The sequence below is a fragment of the Vibrio inusitatus genome (assembly GCA_024346935.1).
Lineage (GTDB): Bacteria > Pseudomonadota > Gammaproteobacteria > Enterobacterales > Vibrionaceae > Vibrio > Vibrio inusitatus.
This window is the reverse complement of sequence record AP024879.1, coordinates 261,284-287,654: the sequence shown is the minus strand read 5'-3', so window position 1 is coordinate 287,654 and position 26,371 is coordinate 261,284. Positions and strand designations below refer to the sequence as shown.

Genomic DNA, 26,371 nt, shown 5'->3' with positions numbered 1-26,371 from the left:
CACGTTATATTGAAGTGTAGTCGCCACATTTTTCACACTCAAAGGGTAGATGTAATCTTTGAAATCTCATCCAATTCATCATCAGTAAGAGGGGTCTGGTAACAACGCCACCCCTCTGATTTAAACTTTTCGATATCTTTGCGCTCTGTATCATCAATAAATATACAAAGATTAGCTTTCGGCCATGCGAGTTCAGCATCAGATACAACCATCTCATCTACTATGAGTTCATAACCACAGATTGGTGGTGACAGATTTTGCGCAATAAAGGTCTCACATTCCTCTTCCAAAAACGTAGTTTCTAGTACTTCTTTCCATTCAGGTACTAGCGATGTTTCGAAAGTTTCATCAAGTACGCTGTCTTCGGTGGTTTGACTTACATTAATATCAGTGGGTTGCTCATCTGAAGTCCATGCGATAATCAGACGCTCTGATGCTCTTGTCATAGCCACGTAAGCCTTTGGAGTATTGTCCAAGCACTTTTTACTGAAATCTATGAGAATGACTACCTTATTCTCCAACCCCTTAAAGTGTTCAAGTTGAGAAAAACTAATTCCACCTAAAGGAAATGTCCGAACATTAAAGTCATCCACTTGGATAACACTTGTTCGTATACTTTTGGGAAGCTGCGAAACGACACTCTCAATAAACGGGTTAATAGACAATAAAGTTATATCAGAGTGTTTATATCCCAAGCTAAGGACTTTGTAGATAATCGTCTCTATATTTTTCCTTTCTGCATCTCCGTCGTCAGCAGAAAATAATTCTACTTCAGGCCCATTAACTTTCTTCGTCGGTAATTTGTCTTTTCCTAACAAGCCAGATATAAAATTTAACGTTGTTCTCGAGTATCTGTATGCCGTATCAAGTGATAAGCTTACGTCGCTTGATTTTTTTATTTTTTCAATTGCTTCCGTTTCTGGGGATAAAAAGAAACCACTTTGATTGGCTAAATCTTGAAAAAAAATCCACTTACCTTTTTCTAGACCGCCATTGATGTATTGTTCCAACAGGTTAATCTTATCTAGCCGATATAAATCTTGAGCTTCGTCTACTATCACTACATCGTACTGTGATATGAATGCTCTGCGAGAGTCAACTTGTAGGCTATCAATAGTAGCCACAACGACATTAGTGCGATTTAGTCTTGTTTTTAGGCGACCCTTTAACCACTTGGATTCACACAACACCAGCAGTTTCTTATCGACGCTTACACATTCCTTCGCAATCACTTCAACTAACAGGGTCTTGCCAGTGCCAGCTGCGCCATCACAAATAACTCGCTTACCATATTCAAAAGCAGTTATTACTTGCTGTTGCAAGGCATTGAGGTGCTCAAAACTTGAAAGAAGCTTGTCACTTACTAAAGAATTTGGTCTCAAGTAGTTTGCAATCTTTGTAATTTCTTCAGAGCTTAATGTCGTTGGTGCCTTTACTTTGTTAACCCAGAATTGAATAAAGTTTTCTAACCAAGAACTAAATCCTTTTAGCGCAGTCTTGCTACCCAACATCGAAGCGTCATACTCCACTGAAGTACCCGATGATACAGTATTGGGTAAGAGAACCCCGTACCCTATGGGAACATGCGGTGAGAGAATTTTTTCCAATTTCAATGAATCAACTAATGAAAACAAGGCACTTCTAGCTTGGTTGAATGGGTTTTCAATTGAATGACTCTTTTGGTTTGATCTTGAGTACCACTTTCCGTTTTTTTGAAAAACTCGCCCACCTTTAACCTCAAAAACAAAGATACCTTTGCTGCACACCAATACAAAATCAATTTCGCTCATTTTCTTTTCACGATGTGAAACCAAATGAAGAGAGTTAAAGCAAATAGCATCTGACATTTCAACACTGCGAAACGCATCAAATATCTGTAGCTCTGCATAGCTGTCATTATTATATGGTTGAGGTGGGCTTAATCTCATAATTTTTTCAGCTGACTAGCAAATTTCTTGCGTTGCTTAACTAGGGACTTTTCTTCTTCGTAAAGGGACAGTATGATATTAAAATCAATATCTTCAAATGCTTTTTGATTAATCATCTTATCTGCAAATTCAGTGGTGCTTGACGACAACACTTCTATCAATTTTTCCGGATACTCAGGAATATAACTGTGTTCACCAACAGAAACAAATTGCTGCAAATTTTTAGATACCAAATCGAATTTATTAGATAATATACTCTTTAAAAGAGGTGCTTCTGAATCCTCTAATACATCTAATATGGTTGGAGTTAGAGGGAATTGTCGCTTAACTTTGTCACACGGTTGCTGCGTTATAGTCAAATAGTACTTGTACATACATTCAATAACAAAACACTCCAAGCCTCTTATTTGTCTCACATTCTTTGGGATTTCGTAAAATTTATCACGCATACCATAAGCTATAGCGATATTTACATAGCCCTCTCCGCTGATGGAGCATATGGGTTGGTTAAAAAGTTTTTCTGTATCATTCAGCAATGCGAACATTGTAACAACCTGTTCGATGAATTGACTTAAATGCTCCACTTTTCCGAAAGCACTCATTTGCTTCGAATTTGTACTTTCCACCTTCCCTTTCACTATATCAATTAAAAGAGCTTTTCGTTTTTGTAAAAAATTTGAGACATTTTTGTCTTCTATATCCATATCGAAAAAAGGAAGCAACTTATCTAACACTTTTTCGTTGCTGCCACAGCTAAGCAATCTATCAAAAAAAACATCTTGTAATAGATGCTTCGAAGTATCCTTTTTAATATCAGAAAATAGATATGATGCTATAAACCTAACCGCTGGCTTGTCATTAGAATAATCTTTTTCTAGTTCTAAATATGCTAACTTCTTGAATTCATCATTAGATACAGCATCGTTTTTCGCCATTACATATGTAAGTGCTAAGGCTGCGCCATATCCACTCATTTTATGGAGTAAGCTTCTGTCAAACCCTAATTTACTGGGAAGATCATCTATTGCAACTTCAACACCAGCTAGTTCATTTGAAGCCATCGGTTGAAGTAATTTATCAAATCCACCTTTTTTCAAGTCGATATTGTTAAGTAATTCAAGGGATACTCTACCTGTAGTTTTTGTTAAATACTCAAAATCTTCTAGGGCAGCTTCATCTTCAAAAATAATTTCTTTAATTAGGTAGATTGGTAGTATTTGTTCTAAATACTGCCAAGTAGATGAATCTGATTGCTCCAAGTTTGAATCATCCAAAGACACAACAACTATAGCGCTTTTTACAAACTCGTCTTCTTGTTTAGAAGCTTGAATGCCATTACGAGGTATTTTAGTCTTCGCAGTGGGTTTCTTGTGCAGAGGTATCACATTGGAGTGTAGCGACAACTCATCTGTTATGTAATTACCAAAAGGAAACACACTTGCTGGTGTAATAAAACCAAAAGCAAAAAATTGAGCAAGATTGTCTATACAAATCGGTAGATAAAATTGTTTCTTAGCCATTAAATTGTGTCTCTTTCTAAAATATTCAAATCAGAAGGAAGCAATGCTTCAACAGGTTTGTTGGGATACAAAGCACTTTGCATCAAAAACAGCTCATCCTTGGCTCTAGATGTCATGACGTACAAGCGTTTTCGCATTGCATCTTCATCCCCATTGTAAATATTGAGCCCATCTAAAATGACATAAACCGCATCAAATTCAATGCCTTTAACAGATTTATCGCATAAGACAACAATCCCTCCAGATGAAAAGTCGATATTTACATTATCCTGCTTCTGATTACTCGAATATGTTGAAACTAACGGTTTATCGTTATCTCTAGGGATATCAATTTCAGAGAGTTTTTTGACATAATCCTCTCTTTTGACCTCGCTAGGGACAATTAAGCCTATTAGTTTACCACTATCTCGGTCAGCGGCTCTTAAGATAGTTTCTGCACAAGCATTAACGGTCGAATAGTTTAAAAGGGTCGGTTTAAACATGGAGGGGCGCTCGGGTAATTTCGGCAATGGACTGGCTCTGTCAGTGTGAAAATGCTGACATAACCTAGCAATTGGTTCTGTGTTTCTGAAGTTATCTTCCAACTCAATTACTTTATCAGAAACTGGTTCCCGCATTTCAGATAGTCCCAAAATACATTCCAGCTCTTTTCGACTCGAGTTATCTTCAGTTATTTGCTGATTTTGATCGCCTACAATAAAGAAATTTTCGAAACCAAGCTCCATTAAAGATTCATAATACCCTCGCGGTAAATCCTGCCCTTCGTCTATTATCAAATCCTGAATCGGTACTTTGCCATAGTACGCTTTAAAAATATTCTTGAGCTGATCGTAGTCCGGGTTAACTTCTCGTTTCTTTTTTTCTGAAGGCGATGGTGGCCTTTGAGGCATATATTCTTCTGTAAGATCATACTGCGTTTTGTACAGCCAGCTCATCGCAGTTGTTAAGTCACAATCAGATAGTTGAGAAGTATGTGAAGCTAATACACGATTGAATGTCAGTACCTTAGGAGTGCGCCCTTTTCCCTCATATTTTTTCATTCGATGTAATGCTACTATTGACTTTCCAGTGCCCGGAGCTCCAACTACCAAATGTTGACCTTCTAGCGGAAGCCTCAAAACTCTCTGTTGTTGCTTAGTAAGGTTGTGTAGCTGAGGTAACTCGTTAATTCTCTTACTCACTGATATTCTCTCTAATAAAATCGACTAAACATGGAATACCTTGTTCTTTGTCTCCTTTTATCAATAATCGATCTAAGAAAACGTTGCCATAATCACAACTGGTATCCGGTACAAGAGTACAGCCATGACAAGCTGCTCTATTGAGGCCGTCTCTTCCTTGACCGCCATGATCTGAACACACTGGATCTAGGGTGCACCAGTGCGCTCTCTTAATTGCACTATCTAAGATATTTAAAAATAACTTTGGTTCCGCCAACTCCATTAATCCTCCCAGCGAACCACTTTTATCTGCTACAGCTGTGTAGATCAAAAAGCCATTCGCACCTGCTTCGCGAGAAGAGTATATTCGTTCCGATAATGACGATGCGGGGTAACCACATTTGTCTTCCAATTCTCTTATAACAAGGTGTGATAGAGTGTGTAGAAGCACGAATTCTGGAGTCAGTTCATCAATCAAAATCTGGCTTTCTGACTGCTCGTAATGATTGGTAAGTTCATTGATCCTGCTTGATATCTTCTCGTGGTAAACCCATTTTTTTAACCAAGTGGGGTTCAATGTAACAAAGATACCCTCTCCATACAGATTGATTGCAGGTAGCCAATCCGCATCCCCAACGATATTCGGTTGCACCAGCTGAGGTTCAAATTTCTCTTTGTCTTCTTGCGTTTGCGACTTTCTAGAAGGACCAATTTCAGGATCCAGATCTCTTTGAGACCGCAGAAAGCCACTAAATACCTGTACCTTTCTGAGGCGCTCAACTTTAACTAAGTTCGAGATGATATGGCTTACCGGGAGCAATTCACCAGACAAACCGGATCGCATGTCTTCATAAAAAGAAGTAAGGTGACGTGTCTTAAAATCAGCCGATGGAGAAAAGGACTGCTCTGTTATCAAGGCATCATACTCCTCCTCTTTCATTTGCCCTGGCGTACCAATAAGCTCTTCTACCTCATGCTCGTTTGCCCCGAGCTCATAAATACTCAATGCCTTTTGAACGTCTTCCAATGTTATTGTTAGTTTCCTTGCTAGCTGACTGGTTCTGCGCTTTCGTAAAAAGTCACTTGGCGCATTTAAAATATCATCCAAGTCGTCGGAATACTTCAACACATCGCTTGCACTAGTATTAGTCTCGTCATTATTAGATTCAGGAGGAATAACAAGCCCATCACAATTAACCGGTGAGTAAACGCTTGGATGGTTTATTTCAACAACTTCCCCTTTACGCGATAACCCATCTGGTTCTTGTGCTATTTTTTCAAAGATCCAAGGCTGGGGTTTCATGGGTTTCAAACCACCTCTTTCTGGATTAAATTGAACTGAGCTGTCACAATAGGAACAAGATATTTTTTGATATCCTTGTACAAACTCAATCTGCAACTTATCTTTGTGGCGTGACTTAAAACACTCAGCAGCCTTACCTTGTGGCCTAACCCGCCTCATTAGCTCGGGCTCAAAAGGATGGTGACAAAGATAATTCCAATCAACATCATCAAGATTCCCAAAATTATCTACAACACAATATGTGCCTTGAGCCAAAACTCCATTACATTTAACGCAACGTGGCTTTTGTGGAGACTTATGTGGATTATTTTCCCAAGGATTAAGGTCTAATCGGCCACACCCTTTGCATTGTAAATAACTTGGAAATAGAACTGCAGGAATCGCTTTACCGATATCTCCTTCATTATTCTCATTCCCCGTAGGCGGCAAATACAAACGCTGTGGTATTTCAAGGCAACGCTGTATACGACTGATATTCTTTAATTCATTCTTTGGATCTGGTACACCATTTTCAAACCAATAACGAGTATCAACAATGACTCCAGTATAATCATTTTCCAAATAAGCAATACTGCCAATACTTTGTTGAGAGGCAATATGAGATAGCCTTACACTAGTTAATTTTCTATTCATTTTTTAAGCCCTCTAATTGTATTGATAAGGGCGCTGTCTTCTACATTTCGCATTGAAGTCTGGGTATCCCAAAGGGCTTGTTTATTCGCATCATGAGTCTTGATCAATGAATCTGCTGCTCGATCTTTACTATTGAAATGAAGCTGGCGTCTTTTGGACCTACTCTCTTGAGCGTAATTCGACCACTCATCAATAAGTTCGTCGAGCATATCTAGCGTTGCATTGAGTTTATGAGATTGATCCTGTTTTTGAAGTTCTGAGTCAAAAGGCCCTTCGATCGCATTTCGTATACGGTCTTTAAATATTTGAACCATTTGCGACACATCTTGCTTTGAAGAGTCAAACAAATCTGCGCTACCGTTAGTAACCAAACCAATACCAGACATTCGAAAAGCAATTATCAGAGAAGCATGCAAAGCTTTTTTTAATGCCTGATAGGTAAAAGGTGTCAGACTTGTTGGTTCAACATAACGATAGAAAGATTCGTGGTAGGAGCGAAAGTTCTCATAGTGAGATAAACTGCTCGTTTGCGATTTGTAATAGTTTACAAATACAACGCCGGGGATATCGCCACGCCCAACACGACTACTAGCTTGAATGTACTCTGATGTGGTAAGTGGCTGACCGTTAATTATCATCACAGCCAATCGCTCCACATCTAGACCCACTGAGATCATATTGGTAGCTAAAGCAACATCTATGACACTTTGGCTATCATTAGACGCTTCTAGGTCAGTGAATGTTTGGTTGTTTTTCTCTGCACCTTGGAGAGAGGTAAGTGACTTAACATTAAGCAGACGGCTCAGCTCTTTATTTCGAGGCTTATGCTCCTCTTCTCCTAGTTCTTGAGAATAGTTAAATAGTTTTTGCTGTATAGAACGAGCAATTGGCCCTTTGTATGATGCGTCGCTTGCTGAGACACCTTTTAAGCTGCCGTGATAAACCAACTGAGTCCACCATGCATCTTTGTACTCCGGCTTGCCTGAAAAATGTATTTCTGGCGCAACCGCTATGTGACTTGATAAGGGCTCAAGAGATTCCCGTTTTGATTTACTGAATGCCAAATAGCCAACATACAAACGGCCTGGTTTCTCTGATATTGGCACTGTCTTCGCAAAGTATGAATCATCATGCTCTAAACCTGCCGGTGGAAAAACAGCAGAAGATTTTCCGTATAGGCTCTTTACTTGTTCGTCAGCATTTCTAATTGTTGCTGTTGACGCAATGTATTTTGGATAAATACCTCTTTTTATCAAAGCCGCTTCAATACCCACCTCATAAAGCCCCACCATTGACCCCAGAGCTCCAGAAATAAGATGGAGTTCATCCTGTATTATTAGCTCTGGGGGGCGTTTACCATTACCACCAAAGAAAACATCGGCTCTTTCATCCCAAGCCAACATTGCGAACTTATCAACAGTCGCCAATAACAAAGTTGGGGGGCTATCATACAAGGATTCATCGATAGTCTTACAAGGAAGTAAAGGGTTAGAACTAGAACCAAACTCACAAGCATCATTAGTACACTTGAAATCAAAGCGTCGTTCCTGAATAACATAGTTTTGCACGGTAAATTTCGACTTGCACCAGGGACAACTTGTCATTCCTAGTTTTTCAAAATTGTGGTTAGTCACTTCCTGCTGAGCCTGATGAAATGTATTGGGCGTGCTCTTACTTCCGACCCACAATCCCAATGTAAAAGGTGTATCGCCCAGATGCTTTTCTGACTTTCTTCTAAGCAACTCGAGAGCACAGACAACTTTTGCTGCTCGCGTAAACTGCTGTCCAGTTAGAAGAGTCAATGTATAGCGCATAATTGCCACTGTACTATCTTGACTTTGAGAATAAACCAATCGGCGATAAACGAATACCATTGCCATGATGCCCAAATAGGCTTCTGTTTTACCACCACCAGTGGGAAACCATATCAAGTCAACCAAATCTCTATTAATGTCGCCCTCATCAATAGATGATTTCATCGCCATTAACACAAACGCTAACTGAAACGGCCTCCAATTAAACCGGCTTAAGTCTGGTGACTCCTCGGTGGCGGTCATTTGTTTCAGCATTGCCTCATTCATGTACGAAAAAGCACGTTGAGCTTGTTTATTTTCCCTTAGGAACTCAATTCCCTCGATAATACGAAAGTGTGCATTTTCGGCTCTACTTACAATGTTTTTAGCGACCCCTCTCTCATGTGACTCCATTGAATTCATCAATAAAGTTTGGCCTTCAATCCAAGTGCGGTAAGAGTCTGCGAAGCTAGAAAGGTCGTCTAATACATCAGGGTTATTATGACAACATGATAGGTACTTGAAATTTAGATGCTTGGTCTGTGAACCAGCTGTATTAGCAGTGACGCTAGGCACTTCAACTTTAGGCATAAAGTTGGACTCAATAACGCGATATCCACCTTTAATACTCCAATCGACCCCTACAGCGTGTCCAATAGCATAGGTCTTTACATTCTTATATCTAAGCTCAAGCTCTTTTTCTTCCTCGTTTAATAAAGAAAAGTCTTTTTGAGGATAGCTTTGAACCTCACCTTCTAGAACTGAGCAACTAATACTCGCGTCAAAAAGTGTGCCTTCGGCCATTCGCTTATCGGCCTTATTGGTATCTGTAACCGACTGTTGGTTAGCCAATGTAACAGTAACTATGTAACCATCTTTGTATGCACGCCAGGTAATATATAGCTTTCCACGATATTTTTGAGGGGAGTCTATAGGTAAGATTTCAACTACCTTTTGGGAGAACCCATCGCCATCTGCTTTATAGGCATCACAGTTGCCCTGCTCTAGCACTTTTTGCCATTTGTATTTAGGGTCTTCATCAGACTCTATAAAACAAGTAACGCCATATTCGAGCGAAAGCTGAATAGACTCTCCAGTAACATAGAATGAAAAACCCGCTGACGAGGGAGCGGTGATACTACCAACACTGTTTCTTGCTTTGCTCGATGTTAGACATTTATCTTTAGGAAGCGGCCTAAGCAGTCCAATGTGAAACAGCTCAAGAGGGTTTTGCTTTACACCCTTGTCTCTGGTTCGAATTAAATTGTCTTCTATAAAATTGACAAAGCCACGTCTCTCTTTTGCGAAAGTCACAAAATCCTCTCAATAAAAAATAACTTCAACGTAAAAAGCCCCGAACTGCATATTCAAACTCTAAGAGCTACTAAAAATGGTACTCCAGTATTCAAGTTATCATTTACTGTAAATGCACACTTTATAGAAACAAGAGTCATAGTTAATATATGATGACTCTTGATATCTAATACTGAGCAATATCAAAAAAACAGCCGTGAAAACTAATTCAACTTAACCGCTATGAATGTCTCTTTACCTGAATCTCTCAAAGTAAAATCCCATTCAAAAATAGTAGATGCCTCATCAGTAACATCTTTAAAATCAAACTTCTGTGGGTAGTCTCTACTTCGGCTCCAATAGCCCATACCGTGATCAAACAATAGTTTGACTTCGCAACCGTCTTTTAGTTCGATGCGCATAATTCGGCTATGTGATAGTTCTGACTTATCAACGATATCCCCATAGACTTCGATACCTAGAGTCTGAGATGAATCATAAATAAAATCCAAAACATCGTTAGCCTCTAAGAAGTTATCTCCTATTGACGTCGATACTCTTTGTCCCGTTGCATATCTTCGCGGAGCAACCGTATTTATTTCTGATGAGAATTGCCCGTACCGCTTACCAAATGCAGTAAGTATTTGGTTAATCAATACTACGCTGATTGGGCTTACAACATATTGGTCACTGTAATGAATAGAGCTAATATTGCTGTTTAATGTCTCATCTAAAGATTGAATATTGCTAGCCAAAAGCTCAACGAAACTCTCTCCGAAAGAGTTGATATTGCCTCTTAATGACGACACATCACTTAAAATATAAGAGCTTTCACTCAGTGTTGAGGACTGCGCTAGTGCTTCTAGGTTAAATTTAGTTGAATTGAGCACAAGATCTTTCGTAGCTGTTACCAGACATTTCTCTTCACCGCTCCCCCAATACTCATTTGCTCCTAGTTGACTTGACTGATCTGTCGCATACCAGTGCTCCTTAGAACCAACTTTCAATGCCATTACAGGGAATGCGCCCAGAGTTAAATCCACAGGCTCCGTTAATTGTTGGAAGTCGACAGAGCCAATAGGCATAGTTCGAGCTATTTCCCACGCCAAATCAGAGTCGATAGATTCAGCTAACTCTTTAGACAGATAAACCGTACACGGGATACCCTTAGCAGCAAGTGTTGTCATTTTTTCTCGGATGCTCCACTCACCAAAATGCCACTCTGGCGAACTCAAAAAGACACTTACCCGATTGCAAGAATGCCCAAGTCTGGACAGAACCTGAGAAGCACTGCTGAGTTCAACAACTGAAGAACCTCCAAAGAAACGTCTATCTGTAGCTAAAGCTAGACCTTCAAGTATCTTATTTTCTTCCAGCTGTTTAATTAGATAATTACGGTTGAGTACTTTTACATTGTGCTGAGTATCATAGTCTAACAAACAAGCATGACATGCTGTTTCGCAACCATTCGGGCACTGCCTTAAGTAATCCATAAGCCCATCTAGAAGACGTGACAGTACCTCAGGCATAGAACTAGAGAAGCCAGCGCCTTGAGTCGCAGAGTCAAAGATATATAAACTCACCACTTCTTCAAACGACTCAGTTCTTTTGTGTTTAGTTGCTACGCCAAGTTCTTGAGTAGTAATACCTTTCTCATCTGAGTACATTTGTCGAAGTGCCACACCAAGCGTATAAAGCAAGGTCTCATCAGATATCCAGTTACCCGAGGTAGGGTTCTTTAACTGCAGCTCAAACATAGCTGTGCTTTGCGGATAACCCATGATGAAAGGCATAGAGATTTCTTTTTCAGATTTGCTTATCTCACTGGTTTTAACTCCCCAACCTTCTCTAACACCATCGCACATCACCTCGCCCTTAACCTTAAAACCCTGAAGTCGTTTATGCGTCTTTAATATATTAGGTTCTTTGAATAGTCTAACGTGGCCCATAGGTGTCTTTTCTACACTCAAAGGCTCTGCTCTACCGCAACACCAACACAACGCGTATCCACCACCTTCTCCATCGTTGTAATAAAAAATAGAGCCGTATTCAGACACGCGGTAACGTCCAACTCCAGAGTTAGAGAGAGGCTGCCACTGTGCGTTGTTCAAAGCAATTTTAGGTTCTCTGTATCCTGAATAGTTTGGCGACACATAGTTGTTGTGGAGTGGCTTGTTAAAATCAACAACGAAGCCCGATGGAACAATAAACTCACTCCAGGTTAATCTGTCACTATCACAATCAGTACAACGAATGTTTGCACGTTCAGAACTCACAGACTCAAAGCCTATGTTCCCGCAGTGCTCACACTCCCATTGATACTCAATAAGCTGTTCTTGTTTAATATCATTCCCAGAAAACGGCATCTTCCAATTGAGTTGAAGACCTTGCGACTGATAAACAGCCCCGTCACGAACGATTTCTGATCCTGGCGCGTATTCTCTAAGCGCTACTTCCAGGCCTCGACTAGGGTACGAAGTTCGATGTTGAGATTTACCATCATCTCTTGAATTATTTTCACTGCGGTTGTCAGTAATTAACTGAACCACGCCAGTAGGAAAACCATAGCCCGGCAAATAACCAGTATTAGCTAACTCAGCCAATAAATAATCTCGCTCCAAGCGTTTCAATTGTCTTGCTAGTTTTTTAGACGCAGGAGAATTACTGTCACTTGTCGCTTCAATTTGTGTATTGAGAGACTCGTACCTGCGCATCCACTTAGCGTGTGAAGATTCGATTGCATTTAATGCGTTCTCCATAAGGATACTGTTGAGGTGACCAACAAATACGGAATCAAACTTAAGGCTATGTATACCTGCAAGTACACTTTCATCATTACGCGCAGGACCAGCTAACCAATTTCTGAAGGCATTAAATGGATTGAGACCACTATCACCCAAGAAGAATGCGCCGACTTGCATCTTCAAAAGATTGTTTGAGCGACTTTTCTCGATCTTCAAAAAGCTCGCTAACAAGAACGCATTGATATGGCGCTGCACAATGGTTCCACTGTCTAGCGAAACCTTTGGCACTCTGATAGGTGTTGCGAATGGCCATTTAGGCTCGCTAAACACACGCTCTCCGTGAGGTGTTGCTTTACAGAACGTTAACGCAAGTGCCGTTGACTCTCTACGTCGACCTGCTCGACCAGCACGCTGAAGATAGTTCGACGTACTCGGTGGAACATTGTTCATTGCCACCATACTAAGGGAGCCAATATCTACACCCATCTCCATCGTGGTAGAGCAACTAAGAACGTTTAAATAGTCTTTCTTGAACGCTTTTTCGAGGCGCTTGAGTTTATCAGAGCTTTGTTGGGCAGAATGTTCAGCAGCACGAACTAAGGGTACACCGGCAATTACTCTGTCATTGATATCAGACCAACGTCCATGATCACGATGAGTGTTCAAAACGTCTTCGTCAGCCAACCAGTTTCTGATATCAGATGGAGAACTATCGATTATTTCAGTCTCTGGCTGACTTATTTCGAAAGGCTCATCACATCGAACATCATCCAATGTTGATGAACCCGTAGTATAAGGAGACAAGCCTCTAAAAGTCGTATCTAACCAACGATTAGTGACTGGGCATAACCAAGCTTTTCCAATAGGTGCAAACTCAATTTTCTCGTCAAATTTTAGGTTGTAGCCTGACAACTCATTACCAGTGCTCATTTCTTGTCGCTCAGAGAGAGTTAGTAATTGAGTACGTTTCGTCAGCAAGCCCCAGATAAAAGATAACACTGAGTTAAAAAGTTCTCTCTCATCCTTGGCTACTCTACCTGAGCCCAGCTCAAGTAAGCGAACTAAACGATGCTGAAGACCATTGTTGACTACTGGGAATCTGAAAAGTGCTTTTTTCTCAAAGTCATCCTTATATTCGTAACTCGACTCTTTCAATAACCTAGGATTAAGTTTTGCCCCCATCCAATTGATGACACTTCTATCAATATCGACAAGCGTATTTTCACGGATGTAGAAATCCATACAGATCTTCAAGTAGTGTTTAAGATCTTCGAGATTAAAGCCTAAACTTCTCCACTCTGATGAGCTTATATCTTCTTCTGTTAGTTTGGCGATTGCTGGATAGTGAAGGCTAATCAAGCCCATAGATTCAAGGTTGTTGGCATTCTTACCACGCCTAGAAAACTCTCGCTTTAAGAAAAGATCAGCCAGATTACCTGCATCACTCAACAACTCGGATCGTAAGCGATACTCTCCAGGAATACGCTCATCATATTTCTCAAGAGCCTTCCCCTCCAACAGGTCTAGTTCTGCACCAGAGAGTAGCTGTATCTCATCCTCTGTGCTGAGGTGCTCTTTTAGCTCAGACCAGTTTACTTTCTTTGAAGGTATTTTTTTTAACTGTTCGAGGTAGTTCTTTTCGAGAGGGGCGATCATATCCTCAGAGAATTTGTTTTCCCTCATAACTTCAATAGAGTCTTTTATTTTCTTTAGCTCTTCTGGCAAATCCAGTTCGCCGGTCTCAAGAACCGCAGCTTTATAAACTTGGCTTCTCGTCCAGTTACGCTCAGAATCCAACTGCATTTTTGCGGAGAAACGGGCTGTGCCCTGACGACTATCGGTAAAGGTAATTAATCGCTTACCTTTGAGGTCATCGCTATTGTCTCCTGGAATGTGTCGCAACATAGCCGGTACGAGCGACCCCATCAAGAACGGAGAACCTAACAGAGCTCGTTTGAATTGTGTATTCGGAACATTCTCAACCCCATGACAATGGGCGCAGCGGAGTCCATCATCACGGTCATTTTGGTTATAGAAGATATCAAGTTGCCCTGCCTCAAACGCTTCTGAAATGCGATTGGTTTTCGGATCAATACTAACGTGGGTACAACCCAGTTGATCATGCGCATTCCCTAGGGCATCTTCTCTAGAAAATATCTGAACATTTGCTTCGAATTCGGTGTCAATTTTTTCATCCGATGCCTGATCATATTCATCTATCTCATCAACATAATCGTCTAGCAAATCTGTTTCTCTTGGCTCAAGTAACTTAATGCCACCCTGTGCCGTTGTCTTAGCAGCGGCAAGACTTGGTGTCCCGCAGTCTTTGCAGTGAGTAAGCTCGAAAACTGGCGCGCCACACTCACCTTCACAGTGAGTTCGCTCATTTGTATAAACCATGCCGAACTTCCACCCATCTTGGAGATCGGTATTAACAGTGTTGCAACAGTTTGAATCCGAACAAGCCCACAAGCCTCTTTGTGAACGGTGGAAAATATGGGCACGAACAGGCAAAAACGCCTGTTGGCTATGATCACCATTAGGATAAGCAGTAACTGCCAAATCAATAATTTCGAGCGCTTTTACCAACTCTGATTGAGAAATGCTTTCTGACTTGCTTGGTTCGAGGATACGAGCTATTTCTTCAAGTGTGTGTGGCTCTCTTGTCAGAAGCTCTCGCATTTCACGAAGCATTGGAAAACCACTCATGTAATCGAAAAGCTCACCAGAACTCATGCCCTTTGCATTATCGATACTAAATGATGACTCGCGGCCTGTAGAATCAATTTCTGGGATTGAGCGATGACCATTGACCACTGCAACCTGCTCAGGTAAAACACCCGCAACCTTAGACAAAAATCTCTGAAGATCTCTGTTTGTTTCTTCTTGCTTGTTCTTATCACCAATAGTTGCTGAAGTTGCCACAAAGCGCACATCTTGAGGCTCTACACCATAGGCATGCATAACCCTACGCAATAGCAATGAAATTTCAGCGGCTTGCGAGCCAACGTAGGTATGAGCTTCATCCAAAACTATCCACTTGAGTTTCCCTTGAGACTTAGCCAGGATATCTTCGTCTTGTTGACGAATCAGCATGTACTCTAACATGGTGGCATTCGTAACCAGGATCGGTGGTGGAGAAGACCAAATATCTCTCCTGCTTGTAACCTGTTCAGGAGCGCTGCTTCGGCTAAAGCTAGCGTTAGAAAGGTTTTTAGATGGAGCTTGAGTAGGTGTTTCACCATTATAAAGAGCAAACCTAACTTTGCCTTCAAATCCACGAGTCCACGCGCTCAAACGCTCTTTCTGTGAGTTGATCAAAGCATTGAGCGGGTACAGGAAGATAGCCTGCGTTCCTTCAAGCGCATCGGCGCTCTGCTTAGACTGCTTCGCTAAGTCATTCAACAATGGAATGAGGAAACACTCTGTTTTACCAGAACCTGTACCAGAAGTTACCACCACTGATTTAACTTCATCTGAAGATAAATAATCCCAAGCTTCTAACTGATGTTTATACGGCGGTCTATCCAGCGGCCAAGTGTAATCTTCTTGTATATCCTCAGCCCAACGCTGTTCGACAACACCTTTTGAGCGATACTCTTCTTTTTCCTCTATAGAGTCAGGAAAAGGCATCGGAGGTTGCGACAAGTTACCAACAAAAGCTTGATCTAACTTGCCTTGGTTCGCCAAGCCTTGCAGATCATTGTCACGACTTTCCGACGTCCAACCAAAAGTTGCTTCAAAAACTGGTTGCGCAAAGAAGTCATTCCCTTTGCCGTACTGAACTTGGAACTCACTTTGCAAAAACCTTCTCAAAGGGGCTGATTTCAGCTGAAGCCGGTTAATCACTGCCTGAGAAGTAACTGACGAAAGATCTTTATATAGAGACTTAAAATTAATTGCTTTTGTAGACATTATTTTCAACCTATTGCGCGCGTGACTTAACAGCAGACTTTATTGCGATTGCCATCGATTCTTGCATCCATACTCGGTCAAACTGAGACAGACGATTCAGAGCAAAGTTAATCAGTTTCGACTCTTCTTCATCGATATCTGCTGCTGGATACACGCCAGCATTATTAAGTGCTACCTTAACTGGCAACTCCAAAGGTATAGCCAAGCGCATTGCTTTCGACTTATCCACAGAGTAATGCTGAGTAAAACCTTTAAGTTCAGCACCTAGAAGATCTCTTGACAATCTAGAATCTAGAATCTCTTTTAAGCGAATATCATTATGCTTATTTTGAATTTGAGTCAGGAGTCTGCCTTCTTGACGGCAATAGTATTCAGATTTCTGCTTGTGGAAATCAGCAATATGCGATGGCTCCTGTTCTGAAGAATAAATTGGCATGTCTAACCAGCTTGGCGTGATGCCATATAGAATGAAGAGCGATGCTTCCACAATAGCAGCATAATACTCCCCCTTGTCAGACAGATTTTGTAATCGACTCTTCAACATTGTATTTTGAATCTGTTCAAACTGAGCCGCCGGCAATTGAGCTTTCATCATCATCAATGAATCCATAGTGCTCTTGGTTGTTAACGAGATGGCTTCGATCCACTGTCTCAGAGATACGTTCAACCACTCAAATGGCATATCAAGTGATATCGACCAAACCGATTCAAACTCCTCTAGGCTCTCCTGTTTCAGCAACAGTGCAGCAAACACATCTGGGTTTGCAGAAAGACGCTTAAATATGTGGAAGGTTGTGGGATTGGCAACAGCAAGCTGCTCCACAAACGACTGCACGGTCTGCCAATCTCTATGCTGGAGATCAAGAATCAACTCTCTCAATGAGGCATCCATCTCTAAATAATCAAAGCTTCTGGTCTCAGGATCAAAAGACAGATCTTTAATAGACAACTGTAAACGAGTGTAATCGTAACTTGTTTCTTCTGATTCTTGTTGAGGCACCATCACAGCTCTCGGCTGAATTTTGCGTTCATTTTTAGAGTACACAAACCATGGACCAGGCTCATTGATTTCTGGTAACTCGAAAAACAACTCGCCTCTGTCTCCCTCAGATTTAAGTAATGGTGTGTGTTCTCGAGATAGGTCCCATATTGGAGCAGTGTAAAGCTCTATCGAATCTGGATTACTGTGGTTATGAGCACCATAGATACGGAGCATCGCATGATTTTCTTTCAATGACGCTACCGGATATTTGAACTGTACAATCGGAGGAACACGCGACTCCAAAAGCTCTCTTCCCGAGTAAAACTTAAACGAAACACGATCACGAGTATCGTCAGATTGAGTAAATAGAGCTTGAGCCATACGCGCCAGTTCACCGCTCCCTATCGTAGTTTTTGACTCTGGGATTTGAATTACATCCGTAACACTCGCTTTAATTCTTTTATGCTGCATGAGTGCAGCAGACACGCTGATTGAACTGGCTTCTTGATTAAGCTTTACTTTGAGACTGCTCGCATAGAGATCGTCCAAGGTGATATTATTGCCCCGAGCATTTAGTGTATTGCCATTGCTGCCTAGCAGACATACACCCGATTGCAGCGAGTCAAATTCAAACGTTAAGGTATTTATAGGAGAATTGTTCCAGCCTAAAACTGGGTGAAAAGTATCAGGCATGCTAGCTGGAATCTGAACTTCAGCAAAGAACATATCCTCGATAACGTCTACATCTCTTAACCAGTTCTTTTCATTTTCTACGAAGCCAAGGTCGGTATTATTGAAGCCAACAGCTTTTAGTTCAATCTCGCCCCTTCCATAATTAATCACATTGAAGTCAGACGACGCTGGCAAAATCGCACACTTCATTTGCCACATCACTTGTCCAGCATTGAACCAAACAATTGAACCCAAGCCATAAGAAAAGGCTTCAGAATTTAGCGGTACAAGCGAATCAGAATCAACACTCTTCCAGAACAATTCTTCACTAGGAATAGGTTGAGATTTGTTCACACCAAACCTCATCATTCCAGTAGGTTTCCCCTCAAATACGTGCTGATGTGATATTGCCTCGTGATTACGCTGGCCTTCAAGCCAACATGTGACATCTTGAGCTTCCTCGGCACCTGTAGTTACCTCAATGAACCCATAATCTAATTCAACTTTCGCTTTACCAACAACGCGGTAAACATCTCGACCTAAACTCGCAATGGTTCCTGCTTTCTCTACCTTAGATCTAGAGTTTGCGGCTTCTACTGTGCCAGAGTGAACAATTAATGCCGCTGATTGTTTTACTTGAACATTACCTTGACCAAGATACTGAGACTTCTCGCCTTCAGCAGAAAAAATCCAAGGTAGGGCTTTATTAAGCTCTTCACCTCGATAATAGGTGTCACTATTGAACTTATGTCCATCGCTCCAAAGCTCGTAACCAATGTTACTCGCAGCATCAGCGTTATAAAAATGAGCGAACTTGGTTATAACCTGCCATCTTTTATTGGCATACCCCTTGAGGTTGAAAGACGCAGTTCTGACTCGCTCACCTGTATTTGTATGTGTGTACAGATCAAAGAACTTAGGCAAGCTTTCCAAAGAGAGTACACGAGATAAATCTTGTGGGTGAATTGTATGGTTAACATAGGTTTCAGCCACTAAGTCCCAATGTCCCATATCTTCTCTTAAGTAACGTTTTATCCTGACCGGGTTTTGCTCACGACGAATGATTGCTGAAGTCCTGCGAACTAATCGCCCGATTAATTCATGGGCTTCTTCATCACAAAGTAGAAATGGTAGTTCATCTCTCCACTGTGGATAGCGCACATCTAGAGCTATAACAGGGTCAGACTCGCCGTGCAGATGGTAGGTGTCTCGATACTCCATCAACTTAGTAATTAGAACTGTCGCAAGCTTGGCAAATGGAGGTTGCTTTAGCGTTTCAGGCAACAATTGCAACTGCTGATGAGAAATATCGCTAATTTCAGAAGTGTGATGAAATAGAGCGTATTGAGAAATCACCTTATCCAAGTACTCTGGTACCGGCCCACTGCTCAAGCCAACAAGACCTGATCTAGGGAATCCACCTTGACAATACAAAGTCGCAAAATATTGATTTGCAGAAGAGGTTGAGTAAAGATCGAGACCCCAGTACTTTAGACCGGCTCTGACAGAATCATAGATATAAGTGTTAAGTCGATTGCTATGTGATATGTCGATACTTCTCAGTACAACTGGCCAGCGCTCCTTCCCACCCGTAAAATTTCTTTGGATCCATGTAGCCAAATACAGCGTGAAGATTTGATCGAATTTTTTTCCATAACCCGAGCAAGAGTGTTGATTAAATATAATAGACGGCTCTTTAGCTCTGAAAAGCGCTTTCAGCAACTTGTTCATTTGTTGAAGTTCTTCGTCCGTCACCTTCAGTGCCCATAATGGCATCCCTTTTTTAGGTTTCGGTCTTTTAGACTCAAACTCATTGAACCATTGTTGCATCGTTACCACAGGACTTTGAACACCATCTAAAATCATATAAATCACTTAATGCTAGTTAATTGTTTTGTTGGCTATTATGTACTGATAATAAAAGCACATGATAACAACCACCCACTTACGGTGTCTGATACCCATAAATTGTCAATACTTAAGCTAATCGCTCACAGAACCTCGACCTAAAACTTTGATCTGAATTCTTTAAATACAAAGTATCACACGGCGGTTCACCACACTTATCACATTACGCCATTCATCGTATTTAGATTGGTGCTGAAGCATCGCATTCGTGGGAACTATCACATACTCAAATATGTTATTGAGTTTTATAAGCTTCTAATCTCAGCTGTCTTTGGCCATTTCACCCTAGACTCATCCGTCAATGAGATAACAAACGGAACAACCCATAGCTTTAACCCACTAGCAAAATCCAAACTGTGCTCTATCGGCTCTCTGAAATCCTCATGACTTGGATAGATTAAATAAAGCTCACCCTCTCCACCAAGATACTTGTGCCCGTAGGCGAACATCTGATACATGTCGGATTGCGAGATGCCGTAGTTGTGCTTGGTGACATCTATGAGCTTCCATTTTGTGTCAAGGACGATAAAAGGCTTATTGGTTTTTTTAATTAGAAGATCAGGCTTAAGCTGAAATTTGTTTTGCTCATTGTGAGTCACCAGATACTTTGACCTAGCTTGTGTTAAAAGTTCCGCTTTGCCATCGAGCTGTTTGCGGAGGATAGAAGCAACATAACTTTCAAACACTGCCTCCATGGGAAACAGCAAAGAAAGCGCGTTGGATTCACCTTTCATACTCAAAGGGGAAAAACCTGCCAAAATAAGTTTTGCCCAATCAAGTGGCGCGTGATAATCACTCATACCTCGGTCCAATCTTACGGCATTAATATCTTGCGCTACGGACTTTGAGGAAGGCACATCAATAAAGGCAAACTGAAGCTCTCGCAGTAGCTTTTGATTGGAAGAAATTCGAGTATATTGCGCCACTTTTTGCAGAGCGGTTGCGATGAGTCTATTCGCTGGTCGATTTACTAAGTACTCGTCATATTGAACATAGAATTTATGTCTATTGACTAGATTGTGCTTGAGCTGGTGGCCAACTAGCAGTTTCCCTTTCTGAAAATTGAGGTTGTCTTGTTGTGTGACATAGTCACTTTTAAGACCGCGCTTTATCAGTTTATTCACCGATTGCAAAAACTGATAAATAAACACCTCTAGTAAAGGCATTTTCTTGTTGGCGACACTCGCCTGATTGGCACTGATGTACCTGAAAGAGCCCAGATGTGCGAGCATCATAAGAAGCATCTGGCGAGAGTGTTCAATTGCGCTGTCTTCACTCTTAGCCTTACGCCCGACTTTCGGCAATACCTCAATATGCTCACCAGTGGGGGTAAATAGAACCCCCACATAGTTTTTGACCTGAATAAGCTCCACACCGTTACGCTTGGTTAAACTAAGGCACTTACACAAATCACTCTCTTCCGCACTCAAACTCACCTCTTTCAAGTAATTAAAAGCCCGAGAAGTGATTCGTGAAGCACCCAAGGATTCAGCCTCTTTGGCAAGAGTTATATAGCCATACTCAAATACAGTGATATGCATGCCTATGAAACATCCTCAGTATTTTCATAGGCTTGTTCATTAGTATCAGCCTTTGAGGACAAGCTCTGGTAAATACCTTTATAGGCATTGGGATCTTTCCAAACCAGAGCTGATTCTTCGGCTAAGGTATATTTAATGACTGCTTCACCATAACCATCGAGCTGATGATTGCGTCCAAACAGTTTGGTTAGTTCATCGCTTGATTGTTCTTTCCTAGTCACAAACTGCAAGGTTTCTTCTTTTTGGTTGTCAGCCAACACCAAGCGGATCTTTTCCCAGTCCTCGAAAAAATATTCTTCCAACAACGGGATAATCTTGTTTTGAAAGACGGAAAGTAGATCATCAAATTTTTGAACGCCCATAAAGAAGGCATGACCCAATGTATGCTCTCGGTCATACAGGATTTCAATGCGTTGGTTTAAGGTATCGAGCAACTTTTGAAGATCAATCCCGTCAATCACGCTACCTGCTAATAAGCTAGAGTCAGGCATCATCTCTTTGAAATCAAAACGACGACGAAGAGCAGTATCCATCATGGCGAGGGAACGGTCAGCTGTGTTCATGGTGCCGATGATATATAGGTTGTCGGGGACAGCCAATCTAGCACCCGACTGAGGCAGTACCACCTCCAATGCTTCTTCTGCGCCCGAGCGCTTTGAAGGCTCAATCAAGGTAATCAGTTCACCAAAGATTTTGGAAATATTGCCTCTATTGATTTCATCAATTACCAATACATAATTTTGTTTATGCCGCTGTGCAGTAGCAGACAAGACGGTTGGCGTGCGTTTTTGAATCTGTTTTAGCGCTCTTATAAAGTAGCTCGCATGTTGTTTGGCTAGGCCCGAAACTGATGGGTTCTTTTTGATTTCTTGGCGAGTCGTTACACCATCAAGATAGAGAGTTTTCAAATCCTCGAACTTCATAATTGGAGAAGAGCCCCAGCTACCTCCATACCTAAATCCGCTATCTTCGATAGAGGTTATAGAGCAGGCATCGGTTAAAGGGAAACCCTCTGTTTCGGTTTCCATTATCGCCTGTTTAAACTCATCCAGCGCTAACTCAAATTTCTGCTCTTGGTCCAGCTTGTGCTGATCTTTCTGACTATCTTCTAAGTTCTCTTTGGCAGAACGGGAGATTGATTTGAAGATGCCATCTTTAACCACGTAGTTTATCTGCTCGTTCGCTGTCACTTTTGCTGATAGCCCCTCCACAAACTCTTCGTATCCATAGCTTTGATGGAAGGTGACGAATTGAATTCGTTTAGATTCAACAAGCTCAACGTATTTAGCTTTCAGTTCAGCTCGTGTTTCCCAGACAAATGTTGGTTCTGCCGCTTCTACGGAAACTTGAATGGTATGGTATGTTTTTCCTGTGCCGGGTGGACCATAGAGGATTTGATTCAAAGAAGTGCCTTTAATTGCATAATCTTTGACTTTAGGGTCTCTAATTTCAGCATCACCAGTAATTAAATTCAGCTTGCTGGCAACATCATCGTAGGACAAAGTAAAGTTCCTGATTGCGTTCACGCTCCATGCAACTAATTCATCAAAGGTCAGCGAGATTCCATCTGGCAATGATAAGCCTTTAAAGATTGGCGAGTTATCGTAATCACCGCGAAGGCTTGTCATCGGAGACTCTAAATGTGGCGAATTGATCGAATCTATTTTTACTCCAAAGTCATCCGTTGAGAGATGCACTGTATAAGCTAGGGAAGTTGGCGCATCTTTCGTCGGGTATATCTTAGCCCATAAGTAAGAAAAGAAGTTACCACCCTGGTTTACTGGACTACGACGAATTTTTACATACCCATCAGGAAAAAGTTGCGTTTTAACCTCTTCCGCCCATTCACCAACAATATTGTAGGCACGTTTCAATTCATCGTAATCCGCATCCTGCTCTGGATTATTCTTAACACTTTTTTGTCCAGCCCACTTTTCAAGCAAGTCAACTTGATGCTGAGTAAAATATTGGTTTGCCATCGTTCATTCCCACAAAAAAAGCACGCCAGTTAAGCGTGCTTAGTAATTATCGATTAAGGGTTTTCTGCGGTCTTTTTCACAGCGCGCTTTCTGGCAGACTCAGCTTTCTTGACGGCTTTCGCCAAGACTTCTGCTTCCTTACGAGCCTCAGCAATGCGCTCTAGCAGTTTGTCGGCGGGATCATCGTTTGGGTCTTGCTCCACCAACTCACCACGGAAGGCTTTGACCAAGATGCTTTGGGTTAGGTTATCTACCTTCGTCTGCGCTTTTTTCACTTGCGCTTCTACGGTGTCAGCGAAAGCGAAATATTGGTCAACTAGGCGAACGATTTCTTTTTGTTCTTCCATAGTAGGTAGCTTAATACCAATTTTACGAACTTTGTTTAGATTTAAGTTAGGTTGGTTTCCACCAGCCGCTGCTTTTCTTGTTTCTTCATAGTTTTCTAACAACCTCAACTTCACGTAGCTTTTATGAGCTTTATCTTCATCAACAACAATAGCAGCGCAAGCTTGATTACATGTAGCCTCAAACATTAGCTCTGTTACCTGACCACGAGTTTTACCCTCTCCATACATAGCTAATAACAATGTACCTACGGGAAAACGTTTTAACTTGCAGTCCTCAGCACCAAAATGTGAGACAAATTGTTCAGCCTCGAAGCAGTATAAGTTCCCAGTCGCACTACTGGTTAACCAGGGAACATCTTCTGAATTCCAATACTCACTATTCGTACGCTTTGGAGTTTTTCCGGTCGCAACAGTCGAGATATCTCCAATAGTTAGGTCTTGCCACTCAAAAGAACGATTGGTTGAACACCACTCTTCCGTCAACTTACCCGACACTGCAGAAGCGAGTACCGATTGGCGGAAGCGTTTTAGCAAATTTGGGATGCCATCTAGGCGGGCTTTGATGGTGTCGACCTGTGCCAATACCTCGTCGAGTTTTTCAACGATGCGTTTTTGTTCGGCTAGTGAGGGTAGTGAAACCGTTAAACCCTGCATTCCTTTTTGGGTAATTTGAGGTTGCGCCGAACCTGAAATAATTGATTCAAAATTAAAGCCTAACAAATAGTATTTCAAATACATCACTTTTACGAATGGACTCAAATTATCTAGAGCCATTGCATTACCATTAATATAACTAAATGGTTGTGATAGATGAATGTTTCCGCATGTTGCTCCACGACAAGTAATCATGAGTGTAGGGTGTTCGTGCGTAAACTCATTGTATTTACCAATGACACCATTTGCACCGTAAACAACATACCCTTCATCAAGTAAACTCTTTGTAGGAATAGTTTTCCATTGCTTCGGTGTACATAATTCAAAAATTGAAACTATACCCCACCCCTTCGGTAACTCACTCATTACACTGCCTCCGGCTTTTCTGCCAAGCCAAATGATTCTTCGAGCAACTGCTTTTGCCCTTCCGCCTCATCATTAGCACCCAGAGCTTGCATCAGTTGATAAATTTCAGACATCGCCTCAGTCAGCTCTGCCATTGCCTCACCCGCTAATACTTCTGGCTCTGGTAGGTTTTCAGCACTAATGGCTTCAAGATCTTTTAGCCAAGAGATATCTAGGCTGTCACCTTTGTGGTCACGAATGTAATCACGACTAAATTTACGAAAGCGTGCATTTTCAATAACGTTCTCTACAGAATCCTCACCCTCGGCAAAGATGTTGCCAAGCGTCTCGTACACACCCTCTTCACGAGCTGATAAACCGTTTTTATCTGCACCATATACATTGATAAACGCTTCAAAGTGCTTCGCTGTTAGCGGACGACGCTTACCAAAGGTGTTCATGTTGGTACGCATATCGAATACCCATGTCTCCTTGGTACAGCCTTTATCTTGGTTTTTGTTCTCTGGCGTACCTTTTTGGAAGAAAAGTACGTTAGTCTTTACCCCTGCGGCGTAGAAGATACCTGTAGGCAAGCGCAAAATGGTGTGCAGATTACACTTGTCCATCAAGTCACGGCGAATATCGGTACCCTTGCCGCCTTCAAATAACACGTTATCTGGGATCACCACAGCGGCACGGCCACCTGGCTCTAATGCATCGTAGATATGCTGCATAAAACAGAGCTGTTTGTTGCCCGTTGGGTGAACAAAGGTACGAGTAATATTGGTGCTTGCTGCGCTACCAAATGGAGGGTTAGTCAAAATCACATTCGCTTGTGGAAGGCTCTCTCCTGCACTGCCCAATGTGTTGCCAAGGCGTATTGCGCCCTCTTTTGCATCACCCTCAATATCGTGCAGTAGACAGTTCATCAATGCGAGGCGACGTGTTTCTGGTACTAGCTCCAAGCCCACGAACGCTTTGGTCATTTGAAACTCTTGATCATTATCGTCTAGAGCATCTAAATCGTTGGTTTGAGATTTAATGTACTTATCCGCCTCAATCAAGAAACCTGCGGTACCTGCCGCTGGATCTTGAATTACTTCACGCGGCTGAGGTTGCATCACTTTGATGATAGTGCTGATGAGTGAACGTGGCGTAAAGTACTGGCCAGCGCCTGATTTGGTTTCATTGGCGTTTTTTTGTAGTAGACCTTCGTACATATCACCAAAGTCGTCGCGGCTCTTACCACTATCGCCGTCAAACCACTCTAGTTTGTCCATATTATCCACCAATTCAGTCAGCTGCGCTGGTTGAGTAATGGTGGTATTTACGTTTTGGAAAATTGCACGAACTATGGCATGGTCGTCAGCGCCAAGCTGAACCAGCATATTACGATAGAACTGGTGCTGTTCTTGACCTAGCTTGGCTTTTAAATCAGCCCAGCGATAGCCTATTGGTAGCAAGTCATCCTCTTGGCCTGTTTCTTCACACATTTTTAGAAACAGCAACGACGCCAGCTCGTTCACATAGTTTTGGTAAGACACCCCACCGTCACGCAGGTTGTCACACAGTTTCCACAGTTTGGCGACTAGATCATTATTGTTCATGCTTTCTCTCTTGTTTTAGGTGTTTGCTGCTCACTCCTGACTTGGAA

Annotated in this window: 11 protein-coding genes; all 11 read right to left on the bottom strand. The window is 41.7% G+C overall.

The features are described 5' to 3' along the window. Window positions 1–38: 38 nt before the first annotated feature. The 11 genes from OCU48_RS14455 to OCU48_RS14405 all read right to left on the bottom strand — a co-directional run bounded on the left by OCU48_RS14455 (window position 39) and on the right by OCU48_RS14405 (window position 26,324). A complete protein-coding gene (locus tag OCU48_RS14455; RefSeq protein ID WP_141345801.1) occupies window positions 39–1,928 on the bottom strand; it encodes a nuclease-related domain-containing DEAD/DEAH box helicase in 1,890 nt (629 codons plus the stop codon). Next, window positions 1,925–3,448 carry a hypothetical protein gene (locus OCU48_RS14450; RefSeq protein ID WP_141345799.1) on the bottom strand — a complete coding sequence of 508 codons (1,524 nt, stop codon included), beginning with the start codon at window positions 3,446–3,448 and terminating at the stop codon, window positions 1,925–1,927. Before OCU48_RS14450 ends, OCU48_RS14455 begins: the two co-directional genes overlap by 4 nt. After that, the gene (locus OCU48_RS14445) at window positions 3,448–4,629 is read right to left on the bottom strand and encodes an AAA family ATPase (RefSeq protein WP_167496190.1); all 1,182 of its coding nucleotides are present in this window, start codon (window positions 4,627–4,629) and stop codon (window positions 3,448–3,450) included. The genes OCU48_RS14450 and OCU48_RS14445 overlap by 1 nt, the downstream gene beginning before the upstream one ends. Further along, on the bottom strand, window positions 4,622–6,544 hold the full coding sequence (gene drmB / locus OCU48_RS14440; protein ID WP_141345796.1) for a DUF1998 domain-containing protein: 1,923 nt from the start codon (window positions 6,542–6,544) through the stop codon (window positions 4,622–4,624). Before drmB ends, OCU48_RS14445 begins: the two co-directional genes overlap by 8 nt. Further along, window positions 6,541–9,651, bottom strand: coding sequence for a helicase-related protein (locus OCU48_RS14435; RefSeq protein ID WP_141345794.1), 3,111 nt, complete (start codon window positions 9,649–9,651; stop codon window positions 6,541–6,543). Before OCU48_RS14435 ends, drmB begins: the two co-directional genes overlap by 4 nt. A 203-nt stretch (window positions 9,652–9,854) precedes the next feature. Continuing rightward, window positions 9,855–16,289: a DEAD/DEAH box helicase gene (locus OCU48_RS14430; RefSeq protein ID WP_141345793.1), complete on the bottom strand. Its 6,435-nt coding sequence runs from the start codon at window positions 16,287–16,289 to the stop codon at window positions 9,855–9,857. Window positions 16,290–16,299: 10 nt separating this feature from the next. Then, window positions 16,300–19,809, bottom strand: coding sequence for an STY4851/ECs_5259 family protein (locus tag OCU48_RS14425; RefSeq protein WP_141345791.1), 3,510 nt, complete (start codon window positions 19,807–19,809; stop codon window positions 16,300–16,302). A gap of 287 nt (window positions 19,810–20,096) precedes the next feature. After that, window positions 20,097–21,392, bottom strand: a complete 1,296-nt coding sequence (locus tag OCU48_RS14420) for an McrC family protein (RefSeq protein WP_141345789.1) — start codon at window positions 21,390–21,392, stop codon at window positions 20,097–20,099. Window positions 21,393–21,394: 2 nt separating this feature from the next. Continuing rightward, window positions 21,395–23,371: an McrB family protein gene (locus OCU48_RS14415; RefSeq protein WP_167496189.1), complete on the bottom strand. Its 1,977-nt coding sequence runs from the start codon at window positions 23,369–23,371 to the stop codon at window positions 21,395–21,397. 53 nt (window positions 23,372–23,424) lie between these two features. Further along, entirely contained in the window at window positions 23,425–24,738 is a 1,314-nt protein-coding gene (locus OCU48_RS14410; RefSeq protein WP_141345787.1) for a restriction endonuclease subunit S, read from the bottom strand. Continuing rightward, window positions 24,738–26,324: an N-6 DNA methylase gene (locus tag OCU48_RS14405; protein ID WP_141345786.1), complete on the bottom strand. Its 1,587-nt coding sequence runs from the start codon at window positions 26,322–26,324 to the stop codon at window positions 24,738–24,740. The genes OCU48_RS14410 and OCU48_RS14405 overlap by 1 nt, the downstream gene beginning before the upstream one ends. Window positions 26,325–26,371 lie beyond the last annotated feature (47 nt).